This window comes from Shimia ponticola (genome assembly GCF_007995215.1).
Lineage (GTDB): Bacteria > Pseudomonadota > Alphaproteobacteria > Rhodobacterales > Rhodobacteraceae > Shimia_B > Shimia_B ponticola.
On record NZ_VCDK01000003.1, the window covers coordinates 1,120,649 to 1,143,064 of the forward strand.

At 58.7% G+C, this 22,416-nt stretch carries 20 protein-coding genes; 9 read left to right on the plus strand and 11 right to left on the minus strand.

The annotated features are described in order from the left end of the window. Window positions 1-16 precede the first annotated feature (16 nt). Entirely contained in the window at window positions 17-1,540 is a 1,524-nt protein-coding gene (locus FE702_RS08865) for a PAS domain-containing hybrid sensor histidine kinase/response regulator (protein WP_147125884.1), read from the plus strand. A 150-nt stretch (window positions 1,541-1,690) separates the two neighbouring features. On the opposite strand, the gene betC is transcribed toward FE702_RS08865, so the two are convergent. Then, window positions 1,691-3,199 (minus strand): choline-sulfatase, encoded by a 1,509-nt coding sequence (gene betC, locus FE702_RS08870; RefSeq protein ID WP_147125885.1) that lies wholly within the window; start codon window positions 3,197-3,199, stop codon window positions 1,691-1,693. Between the two features lie 70 nt (window positions 3,200-3,269). Continuing rightward, window positions 3,270-3,542: a pentapeptide repeat-containing protein gene (locus tag FE702_RS18600; RefSeq protein WP_186827031.1), complete on the minus strand. Its 273-nt coding sequence runs from the start codon at window positions 3,540-3,542 to the stop codon at window positions 3,270-3,272. Between the two features lie 97 nt (window positions 3,543-3,639). On the opposite strand from FE702_RS18600, the gene FE702_RS08880 reads away from it, so the two are divergent. From FE702_RS08880 to FE702_RS08890, 3 genes are all read left to right on the plus strand, one after another. Next, on the plus strand, window positions 3,640-4,572 hold the full coding sequence (locus FE702_RS08880) for an aldo/keto reductase (RefSeq protein WP_147125887.1): 933 nt from the start codon (window positions 3,640-3,642) through the stop codon (window positions 4,570-4,572). Next, entirely contained in the window at window positions 4,569-5,642 is a 1,074-nt protein-coding gene (locus FE702_RS08885; RefSeq protein WP_147125888.1) for an NAD(P)/FAD-dependent oxidoreductase, read from the plus strand. The genes FE702_RS08880 and FE702_RS08885 overlap by 4 nt, the downstream gene beginning before the upstream one ends. A gap of 97 nt (window positions 5,643-5,739) precedes the next feature. Beyond that, complete coding sequence (locus FE702_RS08890; protein WP_147125889.1) at window positions 5,740-6,210, plus strand: hypothetical protein; 471 nt, start codon at window positions 5,740-5,742, stop codon at window positions 6,208-6,210. Between the two features lie 42 nt (window positions 6,211-6,252). Here FE702_RS08890 and FE702_RS08895 read toward each other — a convergent pair whose 3' ends face one another. Continuing rightward, entirely contained in the window at window positions 6,253-8,748 is a 2,496-nt protein-coding gene (locus FE702_RS08895; protein ID WP_147125890.1) for a GcvT family protein, read from the minus strand. Window positions 8,749-9,046: 298 nt separating this feature from the next. Here FE702_RS08895 and FE702_RS08900 point away from each other — a divergent pair, with 298 nt between their 5' ends. The 3 genes from FE702_RS08900 to panB all read left to right on the plus strand — a co-directional run bounded on the left by FE702_RS08900 (window position 9,047) and on the right by panB (window position 12,370). Then, entirely contained in the window at window positions 9,047-10,576 is a 1,530-nt protein-coding gene (locus FE702_RS08900) for an MACPF domain-containing protein (protein WP_147125891.1), read from the plus strand. Window positions 10,577-10,703: 127 nt separating this feature from the next. Next, window positions 10,704-11,564, plus strand: coding sequence for a pantoate--beta-alanine ligase (gene panC / locus FE702_RS08905; RefSeq protein WP_147125892.1), 861 nt, complete (start codon window positions 10,704-10,706; stop codon window positions 11,562-11,564). Next, the gene (panB, locus tag FE702_RS08910; protein ID WP_147125893.1) at window positions 11,561-12,370 is read left to right on the plus strand and encodes a 3-methyl-2-oxobutanoate hydroxymethyltransferase; all 810 of its coding nucleotides are present in this window, start codon (window positions 11,561-11,563) and stop codon (window positions 12,368-12,370) included. Before panC ends, panB begins: the two co-directional genes overlap by 4 nt. A 13-nt stretch (window positions 12,371-12,383) precedes the next feature. Here the strand turns inward: panB and FE702_RS08915 are convergent, their stop codons facing one another. From FE702_RS08915 to FE702_RS08930, 4 genes are all read right to left on the minus strand, one after another. Further along, window positions 12,384-13,826: an ArnT family glycosyltransferase gene (locus tag FE702_RS08915; RefSeq protein ID WP_147125894.1), complete on the minus strand. Its 1,443-nt coding sequence runs from the start codon at window positions 13,824-13,826 to the stop codon at window positions 12,384-12,386. Further along, the gene (locus FE702_RS08920) at window positions 13,783-14,082 is read right to left on the minus strand and encodes a lipid-A-disaccharide synthase N-terminal domain-containing protein (RefSeq protein ID WP_147125895.1); all 300 of its coding nucleotides are present in this window, start codon (window positions 14,080-14,082) and stop codon (window positions 13,783-13,785) included. The genes FE702_RS08915 and FE702_RS08920 overlap by 44 nt, the downstream gene beginning before the upstream one ends. Before the next feature lie 5 nt (window positions 14,083-14,087). Further along, complete coding sequence (locus FE702_RS08925; RefSeq protein ID WP_147125896.1) at window positions 14,088-14,840, minus strand: glycosyltransferase family 2 protein; 753 nt, start codon at window positions 14,838-14,840, stop codon at window positions 14,088-14,090. A gap of 65 nt (window positions 14,841-14,905) precedes the next feature. Beyond that, a complete protein-coding gene (locus FE702_RS08930) occupies window positions 14,906-15,892 on the minus strand; it encodes a 2-hydroxyacid dehydrogenase (protein ID WP_147125897.1) in 987 nt (328 codons plus the stop codon). A 140-nt stretch (window positions 15,893-16,032) separates the two neighbouring features. On the opposite strand from FE702_RS08930, the gene FE702_RS08935 reads away from it, so the two are divergent. Next, the gene (locus tag FE702_RS08935; protein WP_255449657.1) at window positions 16,033-16,494 is read left to right on the plus strand and encodes an SH3 domain-containing protein; all 462 of its coding nucleotides are present in this window, start codon (window positions 16,033-16,035) and stop codon (window positions 16,492-16,494) included. Between the two features lie 46 nt (window positions 16,495-16,540). Beyond that, complete coding sequence (locus FE702_RS08940; protein ID WP_147125899.1) at window positions 16,541-17,527, plus strand: capsular polysaccharide export protein, LipB/KpsS family; 987 nt, start codon at window positions 16,541-16,543, stop codon at window positions 17,525-17,527. An 8-nt stretch (window positions 17,528-17,535) separates the two neighbouring features. Here FE702_RS08940 and FE702_RS08945 read toward each other — a convergent pair whose 3' ends face one another. From FE702_RS08945 to coaBC, 4 genes are read right to left on the minus strand one after another with little or no spacing between them, the layout of a single operon-like run. After that, on the minus strand, window positions 17,536-19,551 hold the full coding sequence (locus tag FE702_RS08945) for a M3 family metallopeptidase (RefSeq protein WP_147125900.1): 2,016 nt from the start codon (window positions 19,549-19,551) through the stop codon (window positions 17,536-17,538). 45 nt (window positions 19,552-19,596) lie between these two features. Then, window positions 19,597-20,658: a HesA/MoeB/ThiF family protein gene (locus tag FE702_RS08950; RefSeq protein WP_147125901.1), complete on the minus strand. Its 1,062-nt coding sequence runs from the start codon at window positions 20,656-20,658 to the stop codon at window positions 19,597-19,599. A gap of 3 nt (window positions 20,659-20,661) precedes the next feature. Further along, the gene (dut, locus tag FE702_RS08955) at window positions 20,662-21,129 is read right to left on the minus strand and encodes a dUTP diphosphatase (RefSeq protein ID WP_147125902.1); all 468 of its coding nucleotides are present in this window, start codon (window positions 21,127-21,129) and stop codon (window positions 20,662-20,664) included. Continuing rightward, window positions 21,126-22,325 (minus strand): bifunctional phosphopantothenoylcysteine decarboxylase/phosphopantothenate--cysteine ligase CoaBC, encoded by a 1,200-nt coding sequence (coaBC, locus tag FE702_RS08960; protein ID WP_147125903.1) that lies wholly within the window; start codon window positions 22,323-22,325, stop codon window positions 21,126-21,128. Before coaBC ends, dut begins: the two co-directional genes overlap by 4 nt. Window positions 22,326-22,416 lie beyond the last annotated feature (91 nt).

Below are 22,416 nucleotides of genomic sequence, written 5' to 3' on the forward strand. Positions count from 1 at the left end.
CGGACGAAGCCTGATAATGTCGCAACAGCCGCAAGAACCTGAAATCCAAGAACAGCTTCTTAAGGAGGTCTTTCGGGTTGCAAAGATTGGGTCATGGGAAATGCAGGCGGACGACAGGTTGGTCTGGTCGGACCAAACCCATGAGATATTCGGAGTCAGCTCTTCCGAATTCAACGGCACAATCGAAGAGTTTCACAGGCTCGTTCACCCCGACGATCTGGAACGCGTGAAACTCGTCGAGGATTTTACCGACTCTCAAACAAACTATTTCAAGTCAGAGTATCGCATCGTTCGCCCGGATGGCGACCTCCGCCATATGCAGCAAACGGCCATTGTGCTCCGGGATAAAGAGGACAAGCCCATAGGCTTTAGCGGAGTGGTGCAAGACGTATCAGAACAAGTTCAAACGGAAACACGGCTTCGCCAATCTCAGAACTTGGCAGCGTTGGGTCATCTGAGCGGTGGCGTGGCGCATGACTTTAATAACCTGCTTGCGGGGATTATGGGCGCTGCGGAGCTCATCCAAAGCAATGAGACCTATGATGCAAAATTAGTTCAAGACATCATAGGCGCGGCGCAACGCGGCGGGGAACTCACACAAAGGCTTTTGGCCTTTGCCAGAAAGCAACCCCTGATCAAGACCCACATTCGTTTGGACGAACTTTTTTACGAAATTGTCCCGACCATGAACCTTATGGTCGGGCAAGATATCAGGATTGAGGTCGAGACCGATGATCAGCTCTGGCCGATTGAGGCTGATCCGGCTCGGTTAAAGGATTCGCTGATCAATCTGGTTTTGAATGCGCGCGACGCCATTACAGGTTCCGGCACCATCACCATAGCTTGCCAAAATGTGACCAAGCATCTGCCCGATAGCAGCGGCGACGCATACGTGAAGATCGAAGTATCAGATACTGGCATGGGTATGTCCGAAGACATACGCCTGCAGGCTGTTACGCCTTTCTTCACCACAAAATCTGTGGGCAAAGGTTCGGGCCTTGGTTTGTCCATGGTCGATGGCTTCGTCAGACAATCCGGCGGCAGAATGGAGCTTTTGTCCACGCCCTGCGTAGGAACGGAAGTGGTTCTTTATATGCCCAGGGCGATTGCCAAAGCAGAAACACCGACCCTTAAGAACGACACTATCCACTACGGTAATGGAGAAAAGATTCTGGTCATCGAGGATGACCAAGCCTTGGCACCGCTCTTGCAGCGACAGCTAACCGGGTTGGGTTACCGGGCCCTCTTGGCCAACAACAAAGAGACGGCCCTCAAGGTGGCGCAGACAGAAGATGACATCAAAGTCGTGCTGTCTGACATTATCCTCGCGGATGGCGAACGAGGCCCGTTCATTGTCTCGCAACTGACCCGATTGAATCCAAATCTGAGGACTGTGTTCATGACAGGGTTTGCACCGGACAGTGCAGAAGTCTCTGACGTGTTGGACGCACAGGCACTCATTCTCACAAAGCCGTTCACGATCAAAGAGCTCGGGAAAGCACTGCAGAAAGCCGTCACTTTGGAGTGTCAGAAAGCGTAAGTTAGCGCCGCCCAAAGGTTCGCGGTTTCCGCATTGCGGGCTGATTGTATTCTCGTGGTTGATAACGATACGAACCGCCTGAAACGGACCTTGGACCTATTTGGCGAGGCCTATTCGAAAACCTTCAAACGCGCGCTGCGTGCTTGAACGTCACTCCCCCCTTGGGAACCGGGCGACGTCTTCTACCGTGTTCAGATCCATGTGGTTCCTCATATACCGCTCGGAGGCCTTTTGCAGGGGTTGGAAATCCCACGGGTAGTAGCTGCCGTTGCGCAGAGCCTCGTAGACGACCCAGCGGCGGGCTTGGCTTTGGCGGACGTCTTCGTCGTATTGGTCTAGGTCCCAGCGGTCGTCAGCGATGGACTGGAATTGGGCCAAGATCTGTGCGTGGTTTGGGTCAGAGGCAAGGTTGTCCAATTCGTGTGGGTCGTTTGCGAGATCGAACAATTGTTCGGGATCAAGGCTACAGCGGGTGTATTTGAAATCACCGTCGCGGACGGCGACCAGTGGGGCGTAAGAGGCTTCGGCGGCATATTCCATCAGGACGGGACGGCCCCGCGCGGCCCCATCCGCCATGGGCAACAGGCTTGTCCCATCGGTCCATGGCGCGATGTCGTCCATGGAGATTCCTGCGATGTCGCAGAGCGTAGGGGTCACATCGATTGTCGATACCGGGGCTTCAATCTGGCCCGGTTTCACGCCCGGCGCAGCGATCATCAAAGGCACCCGCGCTGATCCTTCGTAGAAGTTCATTTTGAACCATAGGCCGCGCTCGCCAAGCATGTCGCCATGGTCAGAGACGAACAGGATCACCGCCTCTTGCCGCGTGGCCTCCAACGCGTGCAGGATCTCTCCGATCTTGTCATCGAGATACGAGATATTCGCGAAATAGGCACGGCGGGACCGACGGATGTCGTCGTCGGTGATGTCGAAATTCCGCCAATCGTTCGCGTCAAAAATGCGCTGCGCATGGGGATCGTGATCGTCATAGGCCATGGCTGGCACCGTGGGCGAAAGATGCTCACAATCCCCGTAGAGGTCCCAATACTTCTGCCGAGCGACGTAGGGATCGTGGGGGTGCGTGAAGCTCACTGTCAGGCACCACGGGCGGTCATCCTTGCCGCGTGACAGGTCCTGCACCTTGCGCACGGCATGGTAGGCAACCTCATCGTCATATTCCATCTGGTTGGATATCTCGGCCACCCCTGCCCCGGTTACAGACCCCATGTTGTGATACCACCAGTGGATGCGCTCACCCGGTTTGCGGTAGTCCGGCGTCCAACCAAAATCCGCCGGATAGATGTCGGTTGTCAGGCGCTCTTCAAATCCATGAAGCTGATCCGGGCCGACAAAGTGCATCTTGCCGGACAAACAGGTGTGATACCCGGCGCGGCGCAAGTGGTGAGCGTAGGTCGGAATGTCAGAGGCGAACTCTGCCGCGTTGTCGTAAACCCGCGTGCGCGAGGGCAAGAGGCCTGACATGAAACTGGCGCGCCCCGGCGCACACAGCGGCGAGGCGGTATATGCATTGGCAAAACGAGCCGAACGCTCGGCCAGCTTTCGCAGGTTCGGAGCGTGCAACCATGGTTCAGGCCCATCGGGAAACAGCGTTCCGTTCAACTGGTCGACCATCAAGATGAGGATATTGGGTTTTGACATGGGCACGCGTCCTTCTTTGCGCGCAGCGTACCGCGCCCAACCCGAACGCCAAGCCCAATCGGACCGTCTGTCAGCCCTTTTGCGACGATTGGTAGGCGCGGATCATGTCGGCCAAGGGCACGCCATCAATCATCATGCCGTCCAAATTGCAGTCGCTGATCTGAACGCCGGACAGATTTGCATTGCTGATCCGGGTACCCGACAGGCTTGCATCCCTGATGGACAGGTCGGCCATATTGGTGTCGTGAAAGGAGACACCTGACAGGTTCACGTTGCAAAACACAGATCCCGACAGATCCGCATCATTGGCATCCAATGCCTCACGGGTCGCGTGCAGTTTCATAGTCATCCTCCAACGCAGATACCTTATCACGCGCTCGCGGTGGGCCTGCTGTGAAATCAGGGTTTCATTGATCCGACCGACATGCAACGCATGTGCCATGACACAGATGACCTCCCTTTCCGGCGCATCCGCAGGACGTTTTACCTTTGGCACCATGCAGTGGGGCGGGCGCGCGGACGCCGCCGAAAGCCGCGAGATGTTCGATGCGTGTCGTGCGGCAGGACTGGTGCATTTTGACACGGCTCACCTCTATTGCGATGGCCGGTCCGAAGAGCTTTTGGGTGATTTTGCCAAGGATTGCCGAGACGAACTGATGATCGCGACCAAGGTCGGCTATACCGGCGGCGCGGGGCGCGAAAATATCCTGCGGACTTTTGATGTCAGCCGGACCCGCCTTCAAATGGATGTCGTGGATCTGCTCTACATGCACCGCTTCGATGATCAGACTCCGCTGGATGAGACATTCGAGACTTTGGCAAAACTGCAATCCGACGGGCTGATCCGCTATATCGGCGTTTCGAATTACGCAGCTTGGCAGGTGATGAAGGCGCAAGCCGTCGCCGCGAGCTTTGGCACACGAATAGACGCGATCCAGCCGATGTATTCGCTGGTGAAGCGTCAGGCCGAGGTGGAGATTTTCCCGATGGCCGCAGATCAGGACATTGCGGTGGTGCCATATTCGCCACTGGGCGGTGGGTTGCTCACTGGGAAATACGCGCGGGGCGAAACCGGACGCCTGACCGAAGACAGTCGCTATGCGGCCCGCTATGCCCCTGACTGGATGCATGAGGCTGCAAAGGGCCTGAGCAACATCGCGGGTCGCGAAGGGCTTGAAGCCGCCACGCTTGCCGTCGCATGGGCCGCGCGACATCCCATTGCGCCTGCACCGATCATCTCGGCCAAATCAGCGCAACAGCTTGTGCCATCTCTTGCTGCGGTCGGTTTTGACCTGATGGACGATCTTTACGACGAGATAGCGGCTTTGACGCCCACACCCGCCCCAGCCACAGACCGTTTGGAAGAGGCATGATTGACGCGCTGATCATCGGTGGCGGCATTGCCGGTGTGTCCCTCGGGGCGCGTCTGGCTCCGCATATGGGCGTACATCTGCTCGAAGCCGAAGAGGCGCTTGGGTATCATGCGTCTGGACGTTCGGCGGCGCTCTTTGAAGAGACCTATGGCAAACCGTCTACCACGGCCCTGAACAGGGCCAGCCGCCTTGACCATCAAACGCTGGATGGTGGTGTCCTAAGCCCAAGAGGCTTGATGCTTGTCACGCAAGAGGATGACGACACGTTCCGCACTGACATGCGGGTCATGCATATGGAGCCGATCAGTGTTGCAGACGCATGCGCGATGATCCCCATCCTTGATGCGGCCAAGCTCGTCGCGGCCGGACACCATGCAGATGCGTGGGACATAGACACAGATCGGCTGATTCAGGTCTTTGCCCGACAGATCAGGCAGGCGGGTGGCACCGTTCAGATGAAGTCGCCTGTCGAGGCTATCCGCAAAGACAAGCATTGGATCGTGACCGCCGGCGGGAAAGAGATTGAAGCCCGCCTGTTGATCAACGCATCTGGGTCTTGGGTAGATGAAATCGCAAAGATGGCCAAGATCACCCCCATCGGCTTCACCCCCATGCGGCGATCTATGGCACGGCTGGCGGCCCCGGGTGGGCATGACGTGTCGGCATGGCCGATGCTGTTTGGTCCCGGCGAGAATTGGTACGCCAAACCAGACGCTGGCGCATTACTTGTCTCGCCAGCCGAGGAAGACCCGAGCGCCCCCATGGATGCATGGGCGGATGACATGGTTCTTGCCGAAGGGCTTGCGCGATACGAAGACCATGTGACTGAGCCGGTGACACGCCCGATCGCCACTTGGGCAGGCTTGCGGACCTTTGCTCCTGACCGGAACCTGTGTATCGGGTTTGACGCAGGCGACCCGGATTTCTTCTGGTGCGCCGGTCAAGGCGGCTATGGATTTCAGACCGCCCCGGCCGCCAGCCGATTTGGTGCGGATGTGATTTTGGGTCGGGCGTCCGAGTTGGATGCCGAGACGCAAGCTGCACTCAACCCCAAGCGATTTCCCGATTGAGGCTGCGTAGGACGTGGACGACCCGAACCGCAACAGGTTGCCGAAAGCAGGAAACCTCGCATAGGCTAAGCGCAAGTCTTAGAAAGGATTTTTTCGAATGAACCGTTTTTTTGGCGCCGTCTTGGCGTTGGGTTGCACGTTAAGCCCGGCCTTTGCAGATCAGTTGGAAGACCGATTTCTGACTGCGCAGCAGGCGTTTGAAGACCGTGTACGCGAATTCTACATCAGCCGCGTTCCCGAGCTGGGCGACTTGGTCCCTAGGTTTATGGAAGACGAACGCGCGCGGACATCGATGCTATGCGCGTTGAACTATATCCGGACAGAAGCAGGAGCGGACGTCGCTGAGATTTATGTGTCGTCCATCGAAGACATGGGATCCGCGCCGATCACGTCGATGGACGGTCTGAGCGGTATCCCGGATAGCGTACCCCAGGACGTTATTTTTGGCAGCATGTCCGCCTGCAATACGGTGACTGTGTCCCGAGAACTAATGGAAGAAAGCGGGATGATGGATGCAATGCGCAATCCCGAAACCCTCCAAAAACTGATGGCCCCATCCGACGGATGAGGCCAAGCTTAGGGGCCGGACCCCGGGATTAGAGACTGTGCCTCAGCCGTCGATGCGGATCACTGCGTTGCTTGGGTCATAGGGGCTGTCTTCGACAACCTCACAATCCCACAGCTTGTTTTGCATTTTGACCTTCAGCTTGGTCCCCGGTGTCGCCAGATCGGGGCGCACATAGCCCATGCCGATGGACGATCCAAAATGCACCGACCAGCCGCCAGATGTCAGGCGGCCCACTCGTGTGTCCCCGTCATAGAGCGCCTCGCGGCCCCATGGGTCAGCGTCAGCAGGTCCATCGACCTTGAGCGTGACGCACATGGAACGCACACCTTTTTCGACCATCGCCGCTTTGCCGTGGAAGTCTTTGGAGAGGTCCACAAAGCGGTCGAGACCTGCTTCGAGCGGGGTCGCGTCGCGGCCCAACTCCGTGCCAAAGGCGCGATAGCTTTTCTCTTGGCGTAGCCAGTTTTGCGCACGCGCGCCAACATTGACCATGCCATGTTTGGCGCCTGCCACTTGCAACTGGTCCCAGAGGTAGCGGCTGAACTCGATGGGGAAGTGAAGCTCGTAGCCCAGCTCGCCCGTATAGGCGACGCGGATGGCGCGGACGGGGCACATGCCTAATTCGATATTGCGCATCGACAGCCAGGGGAAACGCTTGTTCGATAGCGCGGTGTCTGGATCGGCGTCCTTGATCAGTTCGCGCAGGACATCGCGGGATTTGGGGCCAGCGATGGCGAACACGCCCCATTGCGTCGTGACTTCCTGTTCGTTGATGCGGCCGAAACGGTCCTCATTGTCCATGATCGCCTTGTAGAGGTAATCTTGGTCATAGGCCGTCCATGCGCCTGCGGAGACGAGGTAATAGTCATCCTCGGCCACGCGAACGATGGTGTATTCGGTGCGCGTCGTGCCTGCCTCGGTCAGTGCATAGGTCAGGTTGATGCGGCCCACCTTTGGCAGTTTGTTCGTTGTGAACCAATCGAGGAATGCAGTCGCGCCCGGCCCGCTGATGCGGTGTTTGGTGAATGCGCTGGCGTCGATCAGGCCGACGCCGGACCGGATCGCTTCGGCTTCTTTCTTGGCATACTCCCACCATGCGCCGCGGCGGAACGACCGGCTGTCGTGGTCGAAGTTTGCTGGCGCATCCAGTGGGCCGTAATAGTTCGGGCGTTCCCAGCCATTCACGCAGCCGAACTGCGCGCCCAGCGCCTTTTGCGCATCGTAGACGGGCGTCGTGCGCAGCGGACGGCAGGCTTCGCGTTCTTCATCCGGGTGGTGCAGGATGTAGACGTGGGAATAGCATTCCTCGTTCTTGCGGGCCGCGTATTCCGTGGTCATCCAGTCGCCGTAGCGTTTGGGATCGAGCGACGCCATGTCGATCTCGGCCTCGCCTTCCACCATCATCTGGGCAAGGTAGTGGCCAGTTCCGCCCGCAGCCGTGATCCCGAATGAGAACCCTTCGGCCAGCCACATGTTCTGGAGACCCGGTGCCGGACCCACCAATGGGTTGCCGTCCGGCGTGTAGCAGATTGGGCCATTGTAGTCGTCTTTCAGACCCGCCGTTTCCGAGGATGGAATACGGTGGATCATGGACATGTATTCCTCTTCGATCCGTTCCAGATCGAGAGGATAGAGGTCCGCGCGGAAGCTGTCTGGCACGCCGTATTCAAAACGTGCCGGTGCGCCCTCTTCGTATGGGCCCAAGATCCAGCCGCCGCGTTCCTCGCGGACATACCATTTGGCGTCAGCGTCGCGCAGGACCGGGTGCTGCGGCATGGTCTTGCGGTATTCGACCAGTGCTGGGTCCGGCTCGGTTACGATATATTGGTGTTCGACGACAATCGCCGGGGTTTTAATACCCAAGAGTTTTGCCGTTCGCTGCGCGTGGTTGCCCGTGGCAGTCACGACATGTTCAGCGGTCACGATGACCTGTTCTTCGGTCGGAACAAGGTTGCCGCCCTGCTCTGCCATCTTGGTGCAGGTGACCTTCCATTCCGAACCGGTCCATTCATAGCCATCGACCTGCCATTTGCGTTCGATGGTCACGCCATGCTGACGCGCGCCCTTGGCCATCGCCATGGTCACGTCGGCAGGGTTAATGTAACCGTCAGTCGGGTGGTAGATCGCGCCCTTGAGGTCGTCAGTCCGGACAAGCGGCCAGCGTTCCTTGATCTGCGCAGGTGTCATCCACTCATAAGGCACATCACAGGTCTCGGCGGTTGAGGCATAGAGCTCGTATTCGTCCATCCGCTCTTGGGTCTGAGCCATGCGCAGGTTGCCGACCACGTAGAAACCGGGGTTCAGGCCAGTTTCTTCTTCCAGACCTTTGTAGAAATCGACCGAGTATTTATGGATGTGGGTCGTCGCGTAGCTCATGTTGAAGAGCGGCAGAAGACCCGCGGCGTGCCATGTTGACCCCGCCGTCAGTTCATCGCGCTCCAAGAGCATCGTGTCCCACCCGGCCTTACCAAGGTGGTAGGCGATAGACGTACCGACTGCACCACCACCGACAACCAATGCTTTGACGTGGGTTTTCATGGGCCGCGACTCCTGCGTGTTTCTTGCGCGTGAATGTGCCGCAAATCCCGGCCCTGCGCGAAATCAGGGCGACGCGTTTACGTACGTTTGCGACTTGGTCCGCAAGTGACACGTCCAAGGTAAGTGCACCTCGCCGATCGACATCAGCCATTAGGTTTCCAACCGCTATGCAAGTCAGGCTCTATTGATTGGGGCCACCGTTGCGTTTGCATGTGGGAACCAAGATCAAAAAAAGTTCACCCACCGGCGACAGGATAGTGCTAACGTTCTGAAGTAACGAAAAAAATTGGATTGAGACATGACCGATGCACCCTTTGTTCCAGGCTATGACCTTCTGTATCGTCCGATCGACATCATCAACGGACGTTACGCGACAGTCGAAGGCGCACCAGCACCGGTGGTTGAATATAAAAAGGTCATCGAAAAAGGTGCCTTTCATACCCAGCAATTCGGCGGGACGGACTACCAAACCTACAACTTCGTGGATGTGAACTCCGCAGGCGGCGGCGTAGGCGTGACCAAGACCGGCAGCTCAGCCAGCGATTTTTCAAAACAACTGACTGAAACCGTGAACATCGAAGGCACCTACAACCTGTTTTCGGGCGAGTTGTCGGCACAGTTCGGTGAGACGCAAGAACGCTCGGCCAGTTTTGTCTACGCCATGACGCGTGGCGGTTTGTTCCTGAATGCCCTGGCGCATATCGGGGACGCTGCGGGACTTAAGCCCTATCTGGACCATAAATATGTGTCGGCCTTGACCGGCGACATGGACCCGGAAGCATTCATCGACGCCTATTTCGGCCATTTCCTGACTCACGGTATTTTCGGCGGCACGCTGACGTTTTCGGCGCAAACCTTCAAAAGCTCGACAGACACCACGATGTCGATCTCAACGACCATCTCGGCGGCCTATGGCGAGTTGGTCAAAGGGTCCAGTAGCACAGACTTCTCGACCGAGACCAAGACCATGATCGAGAATTCACAGATGCGCGTCAGCGTGCAGGGTGGCGGAACGGCGGCGCCCATTTTTGGCGGCGGCACAGACGGGGCGGATTTTACAACCTTCAACGCCGCCGGCGTGGCCGCGTGGAAACAGGCGGTCACGAACGAGCCAGACCTTGTTCAATACGGCGAGAACGCGCTGACAGCCCACTGGGACCTCTGCGAGGACCCTGACCGCGCGCAACAACTCAAGGACGCGTGGCACGCCAAAGCCGAGGCAGGTCAGGTCAAAGACACAGCGGGAAGCTTTCGCTTTGCGCGTCAGTTTGGGGCGTGGAAATACCAGCAATCGGGCAATGAAGACCGGACTGTCATCACGCTGAACGAGAATTTTCCAAGCGACACAAACAACCAATGGTCACCCGTTGATCTGAGCTGGTGGACAAATGGCGCCCTAAAAAACCAATCGAACATTGCGTTTTACGCCGCTTGTGACCCCGGGTCTGATCCGGATTTGGTTCCCGTGTTTCTGTTTGGGTACGGTCCGTCACTGACAACCACGGATAAAGAGGGACTGATGCCCTATGCGTTTTCGCTTGATCCAGTGGGCAACAATCAACCCGGTTGGGTGCCGGTGTTCAACGCAGCGACCGCATCACCGCCCGTCACACGGATCAACAATTGGGATCACATCGCCTTTTACGCCTACAAAGAACAAAAGCCGGGCACCGTTCCGGTCTATCAGTTCGTGGCGAACCAGGATTGGACGCTCTACGCGCTTTCAACTGATGAATATCTGCCGACCTACTCAGGCAAATCCTTTGCCACGGGCGGAGCAGACGAAGGCAAAAACATTCTGTTCTACACGTATCCGTATAACGGATAATCGCGGCGCGGCGGGAAAATGGCCTCTTCCCGCCAACACCTTGGCTGGCTGTGCGACTGCTTTGCCCGACCAAAGGACACAGACACGTCCGCTTGCGCCTGTGGGCCCCAATTGTCATAGCTGCGCCATGGACGTTTTTTCCGATAAGGCCTCGATCCGGGACTACGTGCTGGGGCGCAAGCGGCAGGGCGAACGCGCGGGGTGCGTGTTGACAATGGGGTTTCTGCACGACGGGCATATGGGCCTTGTCGCAGAAGCCGCGAAGCGCACTGATTTCGTTTGCACATCGATCTTTGTGAACCCGACGCAGTTTGGCGAGGCCGCTGATCTGGCGGGTTATCCAACCGACATCGAAGGTGATCTGGCCAAGTTTGAGGCCGCAGGCGTGAGCGCCGTGTTCCTGCCCACGCCAGAAATCATGTATCCCGGCGGGCCAGACACGATTGTCGATGTGCCGTCTCTGTCTGGCATCCTGCAGGGCAAAGTCCGACCCGGGCACTTTCAGGGTGTGAGCACAGTTGTGACCAAGCTCTTCAACATCCTGCAGCCCGATGTGACCGTGTTTGGCGAAAAGGATTATCAGCAGCTTGCCTTGATCCGCCGCATGGTGGCCGACCTTGATATGCCAATCCGTGTTGTGGGCCTGCCGATTGTGCGTGAAGCCGATGGACTGGCCATGTCATCGCGCAACGTGCGCCTGACGCCAGAGGACCGTGCCGCGGCGGTGGTGCTAAGCCAATCGCTTGACCGCGCCGAGGCACATGAAGGTGATCCGCTCACGGTCGAAGAGTTCCGGGCCTTGGTCCGCGAAACCATCAGCCGCGAACCCCGCGCCGACATCCGCGCCATCGACATCCGCGATGCAGCCACTTTGGCACCTTGCTATGGCAGGCTAGCCAAACCGGCGGTCATCCTGTTGTCGGTTCGCTTTGGCGATGTTCTATTGATTGATAACCGTGTCATCGGCCCCGGAAAGGAAGCGCTATGAGCACCCAAAAACCCGTCCGCCGCAAAACCTGCCCGCAGATCACGGCGATGAAAGGCGGCGACCCGATTGTGTCGCTGACGTCCTATCACGCGCATACGGCGCAGATTGTGGATGGGCATGCAGATTTCATTCTTGTGGGCGACAGCCTTGGGATGGTGATGCACGGGATGGAAACGACTGTGGGTGTGCCAATTGACCTGATGATCATGCATGGCAAGGCCGTTGTGCGTGGCACGCAGCAGGCACTGATCGTCGTCGACATGCCATTCGGCACCTATGAAGAAAGCCCAGAGGTCGCGTTCCGCAATGCGGCCCGCATCCTAAAGGAAACCGGCTGCGGCGCGGTCAAACTGGAAGGCGGCGCACGCATGGCCGACACGATCCGCTTCCTCGTTCAGCGCGGTATTCCTGTGATGGCGCATATTGGACTGACACCGCAGTCAAGCCACGTCATGGGCGGGTTCAAGACGCAAGGGCGCGAAGAGGAAAGCTGGGCCGAGCATGAGGCGGATGCCCGGGCCGTGACCGACGCAGGAGCCTTTGCGATTGTGCTGGAAGGTATGGTGGAACCGCTCGCCGCGAAGATCACCAAACAAATTGAAATTCCGACCATCGGGATCGGAGCTAGCGCGGATTGTGACGGACAAATCCTCGTGCTTGAGGACATGTTGGGTCTAAGCCCCCGCGCGCCGAAATTCGTCAAGGTTTATGGCGATCTGGGCGCTCAGATCGAAGCCAGCGTCAAAGCCTATGCCGACGAGGTCCGCGCACGTCAGTTTCCCGGCGAAGCGCAGGTCTATCGCTGATTAGCAGCGCTGATTAACGGCAGGGTTCATCGACCCGGATGATCTGAAACGTCCGATCCCTGTACTGGCCGACATCGCCACGCACTTCAGCGATCAAAGCGCCGTCACACCCTTTTGGCTTGCGCGCGACATAGGCCACCGGTCCGTCGCCCAGATACGGCATTTCCTGCTCGTAGAAATTACGCGGCGGGCCGTCATAGGCCTTGGCGTAGACTTCGATGTCCGTGTCGTTGAGACGATAAACCATGTCTGCGAGCAGGTCGCGATTACTTGCGATAATCACCGACAGGCCCGCATCGCGAACGACGGTTTCGATTTGCTGCGTCAGATCGGCCCGGCCAAGGTACCGCTTGAGCACGGATTGTCCCTTGGCATCGGTCAGTGCATATGGCGCTGCAAACAGAACCGGCAGCGCCAAGGCGACGGCAAGGTTCAGCCCCTGTGAGGCGACCAACAACTGCCGCCGGTTCTGCAGCAAGGCCGCCACGAGGATGGGCGCGGCGACGTAGGCTGTTGCCGCCCAGTTCGCGTAGGCACGGCTCATCAGCGCCTGACCGCTGACAAACAGAACAATCGGCAGGCAGAGCAGAAGCAGTGTCAAATCGGCTCCGCGCAGACGCCCACGCGCGGCGGCGAACCCCGCGCCCAAGAGCACAATCAATAGGATGGGGCCAAAGACCCCGGCCTGCGACAGCAGAAACAGGGCCAGTTCGTCGAAATACAAGCGCAGACCATCCCAGCTCGCATTGTCTTCGACAACGTGACGGACAGTAGTCCCGTCATTGGCGATGTTCCACCAGATGTTCGGCGCAAAGACCAAAAGCGCCACCAGAGCGGCCAAGGCGGCCTCCCCCACGCGGATGCGCGCCGTTGGCTGCAAAATGGCGGCAAGCCCGGCGCAGAGTGCAAAATACATCATCGCGTATTTGCCCATCATGCCCGCGCCGATGGCAAATCCAAGGATGGCAGCGTCAGACCTTGACGGGCGACGCAACAGGCGACCATACATCCACAACGCCAAGGCGAAGAACGGCAGCATGACCGTGTCGGTCGACATAAAGAGCGTGCCGACGGTGATCAGTGGCAGCGCAATGTAGAGAGACGCGGCCCAGGCTGCGACCCAGTCATCGTAGAACTCGCGCGCGGCCAGCAGGATCAGGAACGCCGTCACGGCGTGCAGGACCGATGCCGGAGCGCGCACCCAAAATGCAGCATCCGAACCTGCCAAATCGGTCACGGCCCGGATCAGCCAGCCGATGACCGGAGGTTTGGAAAAATATCCCCAATCGAGGTTTTGACCCCACGCCCAATACTGCGCCTCGTCCACAAAGAGATCGGTCGCGTTCACAGCCTGCATACCCAAGCGGAACACGGTCAGCCCGATGATCAGAGCCAGCGCCCAGCGCAGCGCGTTATCCGCCTTTGCGACCATAGATGAACCAGATGTTGCGGACATAAATCAGCACGCCAACGCTTTGTCCCAGAATGATGACAAGGTCACGGCGCATGAAACCATAGGTCAAGAGCATGAGGCCACCTGCCAGTGAAAACCACCAGAACGCGTTGGGCATGACGGACTTCTTCTGCTTTTCAGACGCCAGCCACTGCACGAAGAACCGCATGAAGAACATGCTTTGGGCCACTAGGCCAAAGATCAGGATGGCAAGCTCGGTTGCATCCTTGATCTCAAAGAACTCAAGAAACGCCTGCACGCGGTCTACTCCTGACCAGTCGCATCTGGACGCCGTTCCGGCATCGGACGGGCGCGTTTGGCGCGTTTGATCAACCAACTCACGCCAATGAGGTCATGAATCCCGGCCCAGGCACGTTGCAGGTTCGAGTAGTTGGACCGCCCCGCCATCCGGGCCGCATGGGTCACGTCTTCATGGGCGACCTTCCAGCCGTAGGCCTTGAACATGGCGGGCAGGTAGCGGTGCATGTTGTTGAAATAGGGGATTTCCAGAAACGCGTCCCGGCGAAAGGCCTTGAGCCCGCAGCCGGTGTCGCGGGTGTCATCCTTGAGGATCGCGCTGCGCAGGCCATTGGCGAACTTGGAGGCCCATTTCTTTGAGAGCGTGTCCTGCCGCCCGACACGCTGCCCCGCGACAAGGCCCAGCTCTGGATCATCTTTCAACAACGGGGCCACAAGGTTCGGCACATTTGACGGTGGGTTCTGGCCGTCCCCGTCCATCGTGCAGATGATGGGCGCGCTGGCAACTTGCACACCGGAATGTACCGCTGAGGACTGCCCACCGGACGTGGGATGCTGGATCAGGCGCAGGTGCGGACGGGTTTCCTGAAGACCCCGGATCACGTCAGCGGTGTCATCGGTGGACCCGTCATCGATCAGAACGATCTCGAACGCGAAGGCGGCGCAGGCCGTCTCGATGTCCTGCACAAGCCGACCAACGTTCTCGGATTCGTTCTTCATCGGAACAACGATCGAAATGTCGGGCTGTGAAGTGTTCATTTGCGGGACCTTTTGCTCAGGCGGCCCTATCGCGGTTGGCGGGTCCGGTCAAATCTGACGTTCGGCTACAGCATATTGGGCACGACGAGGTCAGGTGGGCGGTGACCATCGTCAAAGGTCTTGATGTTGATCAGAACCTTTTCCCCCATTTCGACACGCCCCTCGACCGTGGCAGATCCCATATGAGGCAAGAGAACGACGTTCGACAATTCGCGCAGGCGTGGGTTCACTTCACGGCCGTGCTCAAAAACGTCCAGACCGGCCCCCGCAATATCCCCCGCGCGCAATGCCCGGGTAAGCGCGTTTTCGTCGATGACTTCGCCGCGTGACGTATTCACCACTACGGCAGAGGCTTTCATCAGAGCAAGCCTGCGCGCGTTGATCAGATGGAAGGTTGCTGGTGTGTGGGGGCAATTTACCGACACGATGTCCATGCGCGACACCATCTGGTCGAGGCTGTCCCAATAGGTGGCTTCGAACTCCGCTTCGGTCTCGGGGCGGAGCCTGCGCCGATTGTGATAGTGGATTTGCAGACCAAAGGCCCGCGCCCGGCGCGCTACAGCCTGCCCAATGCGCCCCATGCCTAGAATACCCAGACGTCGCCCAGCGACGCGCCCCCCGAGCATGGCGGTAGGGGACCATCCCTCCCAATTGCCGGACTGCATGCGGTTGAGGCCTTCGGGGATGCGCCGTGTGACAGCCAGCATCAGCGCCATCGCCATATCGGCGGTGTCATCCGTCAGAACGTCCGGTGTGTTGGACACGAGGATGCCACGCTGCCGGGCTGTGGTGACATCAATATGGTCGACGCCAGAGCCGTAATTGGCAATCAGCTTGAGCCGATCTCCAGCCTGCCCCAGAAGCCCGGCATCAATGGTGTCAGTGATCGTTGGCACAAGCACATCGGTCTGTTGCAGAGCCTCGACCAATTGCGCGCGCGTCATCGGGGTGTCGCTGTCCCGCAATGTGACATCGAACAGTTCAGACAGACGTGTTTCGATCACCTCTGGCAACCGTCGCGTCACGACAACACTCAGCCGCTTCTTGGCCATGGCACCCCCCGTAATTGTTTTGTGTGCGCCTGCTTTCTGGCAGATTGCGAGCAAACGAGGTCAGGCACAAGAACCCGACCAAGAAATAAAAACATGGTATGAGGCAGCAAGTGGTGCAGAGAATTCTCGCCGTTTTCTTGATGTGTACGCTCGCCCTTGGCGCAGCGGCGCAGGAACTTGGTCCTGTGACCAACTTTCCCCTGCCGCGCTACGTGTCGATGAAAGCCACTGAGGCCAATGTCCGCAGAGGGCCTTCGCTCAGTCACAGGATCGATTGGGTCTTTGTGCGGCGCGATATGCCTTTGCGCATCGTGGCCGAACACGGGCATTGGCGTCGTGTTCAGGATCGGGACGGCTTGGGCGGCTGGGTTCATTATTCGCTATTGTCCGGGACGCGCACGGTGATCGTGGAAGAAGACATGATGGCGATCTTTCGCAAACCTGACCCGCAGACCCCTGTGGTAGCGCGACTGGAACTGGGTGTTGTCGCCCGCCTTGGAAAATGTGACGCGACTTGGTGCAGAATTAACGCAGGCGGGTATAAGGGGTGGGCGCCAAAGACGTCTCTTTGGGGTGTCGCGCCCAGCGAGATTCGCGAATAACAGACCTGCCTCCCGTGTGGTTTGGGAGCCAATTGGTGAAGAGCCCATGAAACACGTAACCGCTGCTGGTGATCTAAAGGACATCACGGATGCCGAACGTCTGCTTGTCGTGCATGCAGATCGTGGCTGGCTGGAACCGCTGGCCGATGACGCCTTTGATTTCTTTACGAAACTTGCCCCACATATGGAAACCAAGGGCATAGCGTCGGTCACAGTCGAACTTGATACGCCTTTGTCTGACGCGATGCTGCAGCAATCCCACCTGCACCTGATTTTTGGCGACCGCCCGCAATACCGCATGAACACGATGCATGTGTCCCCTGCCTATGTGTGGGGGTTTTGGTATCTGGACGAAGTGGGCATCAATGCGAACTCGACCCTGCGCATGCGCAAGTTTTGCCCAAATGACGTCGATTGGGGCCACGCCGAATGGTTCTGGAATGGCGTCACATCGCACATGCTCAACAACAACATCTCACGTCTGACGCAGGAAGAGCGCGTGCGCTATGATCTGGAACCGGCCACGGCGGTCATCTTTGCGCAAGATATCGAGGACCGTTATCCGCGCCACCATTACCTGAGCCTTGAGGACATCGTGCAAAACACCGTGCGCGCGGCCCATGGCGGTCGCGTCTACATCAAACCGCACCCTTGGGCGCGCGAAGATGCCACGCGCAAGCTCCGTGAAATCTGCGAGCATGAGCCGAACCTGATCATCACGGATGCCTCGATCCACGATCTGGCGCAGGTGAGCGATTGGGTCGTGACGCAGAATTCTTCTGCCGGGTTCGAAGCGCTAATGCAGCGCAAGCCGGTGATCACCTGTGGGCGCAGTGACTACCATCACGCCACCATCGTGGCCCGGTCGCCAGACGAACTGCGTGACATCATCCGCAATCGCAAGGGCGAGATGGGCGGATTCGAGTACGAGAAATACCTCTACTGGTTCCTTAGCGATCACTGCGTTGAACCCCAGCGAGAGGATTTCGCGGAACTGGTCTGGAACCGGCTCCGCGACAAGGCGATGATCTAGGCTAGGATTTAGGCGGCGAGCCCGCGCCCTTTGAGCAAGGCATCAACCCCCGGCATCCGCCCCCGGAACGCGGTATAGAGTTCTTCCGGTTTGCGGCTGCCGCCAGCAGCAAGGATGTGTGTCACCAGCTTATCCGCGGTGGCCTCGTCAAAGGCGCTGCCAGCCTCGGTGAAGGCATCAAATGCGTCTGCATCCATGACCTCTGACCACATGTAACTGTAGTAGCCGCTGGAATAGCCATCGCCTGCAAAGACATGGGCAAAATGCGGCGTCGCGTGGCGCATCTCAATCGCGGCGGGCATGCCGATGTCGGCAAGAACTGCGGCCTGTTTAGCCATCGGGTCGGCCGGAGCCGCACCTTCGTGAAAGGCCAAGTCAACGAGCGCAGAGGCCACGTATTCCACCGTCTGAAAGCCCATGTCGTAGGTTGCCGCTCCTAGCAGACGATCCAGCAGATCACGGGGCATGGGTTCGCCGGTCTCGGAATGCGTCGCGTACTCGGCAAGCACCTCCGGCACCTCCAACCAATGCTCATACAACTGGCTGGGCAGCTCGACAAAGTCACGCGCAACAGAGGTGCCCGAGATCATCGGGTAGCGCACGTCCGTCATGATGTGGTGCAGTGCATGACCAAACTCGTGAAACAATGTGCGCGCATCGTCGTAACTGAGCAGTGCCGGTTCCCCTTCTGGCGGTTTTGCAAAGTTGCAGACATTGGTCACAATGGGGCGCACGTCGCCGTCCAACTTGTGCGCATCGCGCAGGGTCCCACACCAAGCGCCCGAGCGTTTGCCACCTCGTGCGAAGTAATCCCCGACAAAGGTTGCCATGTGACGGCCATCCTTTGTGATGTTCCAGATGCGAGCGTCGGGGTGCGGGCCTGTAACGTCGATCCTCTCGGCCTTGATCCCGAAGAGACGACCGGCACAGTCAAAGGCCGCCTCGATCATTCGATCGAGCTGTAAGTATGGCTTGAGTTCAGCCTCATCCAGATCATGCTCGGCCTGACGCCGCTTCTCGGAATAGTAGCGCCAATCCCACGGCATCAGATCGCCATTGATCCCATCCGCGCGCATCATCTCAGTGAGGATCGCGGCATCCGCATCTGCCTGCGCCTTGGCTGGTTCCCAGACCTGCATCAGCAGGTCGCGCACGCGATCAGGCGTGCCAGCCATTTCCGGAGCCAGTTTGTAATCGGCAAAGGTGTTATACCCCAACAGCTTGGCGCGTTCTTCGCGGAGCGTCAGAATTTCAGCGGCAATGTCGCGGTTGTCGGTCTCGCCCCCATTGGCCCCGCGCGCAGCCCAAGCACGCTGCGCTTTTTCGCGGAGGTCGCGGCGCGGTGAAAACTGCAGGAACGGCATGATCAGCGACCGAGAGGTCGTGATGATGTGCCCATCTATGCCTTTGTCCTTGGCCGCCGATTTCGCAGCAGCCAGCAGAAAATCAGGCAAGCCTTCTAGATCGCCCTCACCCAATTCCATATGCCAGTCGCGTTCGTCCGACATGAGGTTCTGTGTAAAATTCGTCCCGAGCAGACCAAGCCGCTGCTTGATCTCGGTCATGCGGTCGGCCTCGGCACCGGTCAGGGCGGCACCGGCGCGGGTGAAGTTTTCATAGTAGAGATCGATGACACGCTGGTCTTCGCCCTGATAGGCATCGCGCGTCTCATGCAGCGCCGTCAGGCGCTCGAAGATTGCAGGGTTTGTCGTGATCTCCGCGCTATAGGCGGTCAGTTCCTGAACAAACGTCTTTTGCAACGCTTCTCGCTCGGGGTTCGATTGCGTCCCGACCTGATGAAAGAATACCCGGACGACCTTGCTCAGGGTCTCTCCCGCAAGCTCCAAAGCATGGATTGTGTTGCCCAGCGTCGGCGTTTCGGCATTCTCAGAAATGGCTGCGATGTCGGCGCGTGCGTCTTTCAGAGCCGACTGCAGTGCAGGCTCAAAATGCGCGTCTTCGATCAGATCAAAGGGCGGCAGGCCGAATGGTGTATCCCACTGGGCGAGAAGGGGGTTGGTCATTAAAGTCTCCTTTCCAGTGGATGTAGGGCGGCAACGTGGGTGTCGCTAGGCCGACGCGCGTGCGGCTGGACTGCAAACCTCGCAATCCGCGCGGCGTTTGATCTTCATCTTTCGGGTTTCCGCGTCGAGCGCGTCGTAAATCAGCATGTGACCCAAAAGCGGCGTACCTGCATTGGTCAACAGTTTGATCGCCTCTGCGGCCATCATCGTCCCGATGATCCCCGGCAACGGCCCCAGAACGCCCGCAGCTGCGCAACTGGGCGCAAGTTCTGGCGCGGGATCTTCCGGGAACAGGCAGTGATAGCAGGGCGCGCCGCGGGTCGGGTCAAAGATGGTGATCTGTCCTTCCCACTGGCTGAGCGCGCCGGAAATCAAAGGCAAGCCCAGATCAACAGCCGTCCGGTTCGCGAGGCGGCGGGTATCAAAGTTGTCAGTTCCGTCGATGATCAGGTCAAAATCGTCAAACAGATCGCGCGCGATATCGTCGGACAGACGGCGGGTATAGGTCAGCACGTTTGTATAAGGGTTCAGGGCCTCAATGGACGCCTTGGCCGAAAGGACCTTGGGCGTGCCAGTGGCCTGATCGCGGTGGATAACCTGTCGTTGCAGATTCGTATGATCCACGGTGTCATCGTCGATGACCCCGATGGTCCCCACGCCCGCCGCTGACAGATATTGCAGCACAGGCGAGCCAAGCCCCCCTGCCCCGATAACAAGAACCTTGGCATCGTGGAGACGCTTTTGCCCCGGACCGCCGATCTCGCGCAGCACGATGTGACGGGCATAACGCTCCAGTTCGACCTCGCCCATAGGCTGAACGACCGGCAATTCGGGCGCAGCAAGAGGTGCCGAGTTCGAGCGCGCGCGCAGCCAGTTCAGCCCCCGGCGATAGATCAAGGCGAGCGCCACAAACCCTAGAACCAACAGCCATAGGCGTGCGTCACCGCCGGTGCCTTCGCGGAGCGGGTGGCCATCCGGCAGGACAGTATGGATGATCAGAACACCCACGAAGAGAAGCCCGATCATGATCCAGCGGGCCTGATGCGGGGTCTTCATGACAGCGCCGATCACCCAAAGGGTAGCGGCCATGGCAAACACGACAATCATCGGTCAATCCGTTCCTGTTGAGCCAAAGCCAGATGACCCGCGTTGCGTTTCGGTCAACTCATCTGCGACCGCAAAGCGCGCCTGTGTAACAGGAGCGACCACGATTTGGGCGATCCGGTCTCCGTGCTGAATAGTGACAGGCTCCTGCCCCAGATTGATCAGGATCACCCCGACCGGACCGCGATAGTCGCAATCTATCGTGCCGGGCGTGTTCAGGCAGGTGAGACCCTGCTTGAGCGCCAGACCAGAGCGCGGGCGTACCTGTAATTCAAAGCCTTCGGGGATTTCCATGCGCAGCCCCGTAGGGATGAGAGCGCGTGCGCCCGGGTTCAAGCAAATACCTGTTGCCCGATCATCCGTTGAAAGGTTGGCTCTGATATCCGCACCAGCGGCACCAGCCGTTTCATATGAAGGCAACGGAACAGTGGTGTCCGCGCCGACGTCGAACAGGATCGAGACGGTCGGCGTCATCCCTTGAGCGCATCCGCAATACGCTGGGCTAGTAGAGCGGCCACGGCTGTCTTGCTTGCTCGGTCCCAGGTTTCTGCGCCATCCTTGGTGATCAGGGTGACCGCGTTTTCCGTACCCCCCATGATACCCGTTTCCGGGCTGACATCATTGGCAACAATCCAGTCGCAACCTTTCCGCGCCCTCTTGGCCGTCGCGTTTTCGACAACCGTCTGCGTTTCGGCCGCAAACCCCACCACCAATTCCGGCCTTCCGTCTGTCATCTGAGACACAGTGGCGAGGATGTCGGGATTTTCGGCAAAGTTCAGAGACGGAAGCTTGCCGCTGCCGTCTTTCTTGATCTTTTGATCAGACGCACCGACCACAGACCAGTCCGCGACGGCAGCAGCAAACACCGCTGCTCGTGCAGGCAGCGCAGTCTGCACTGCGGTGAGCATTTGTTGCGCCGTGTCGACTTCGACGATTTTCATCCCTTCGGGACGGCGCGCCGTCGCTGGGCCCGTGACGAATGTGACTGTTGCCCCCAAATCACGCAGCGCCTCGGCGAGCGCCGTGCCCTGCGCCCCAGATGAGCGGTTCGCGATGTAACGGACCGGGTCGATCGGCTCATGCGTCGGCCCAGATGTCACGATGATGTGCTGTCCCGCTAGCGGACCTTGGGAAAAAGCCGCCTCGATTGCAGCAACGATTTCAAGCGGTTCGGACATCCGCCCCGGTCCATGTTCACCGCAAGCCATATCACCTTGGTTCGGCCCAACGATGCGCACGCCGTCCGCCTGCAAGGTCGCGAGGTTTCGCTGGGTTGCTGGATGGTCCCACATCCGCACATTCATGGCAGGGGCGATCATCACATCGGTGTCGGTTGCCAAAAGAAGGGTCGACGCCAGATCATCGGCCTGGCCTGTCGCCATCTTGGCCATCAAATCTGCGGTGGCAGGGGCCACGACAATCAAGTCTGCAGAGCGCGAAAGCTCGATATGGCCCATCTCGGCCTCGTCTGTCAGGTCAAACAGATCGCGAAAGATCTTGTTGCCTGCCAAAGCCGATACCGACAGCGGCGTTACGAATTGCTCTGCCGCGCGGGTTAGGACTGGGGTCACGTCTGCACCGCGTTCTCGCAGTCTGCGGATCAGATCAAGCGCTTTGAAGGCCGCAATGCCGCCAGAAATGATCAAGAGGATGCGTTTGTTGGCAAGCATGTTGTTCAGCCCTTCGCAGTTGCCGCGAAGCTAAGCGGTGCGCAGGCGCGCCGCAAGATGCGCTGATTCCACAAAAAAGCGCCGCACACCG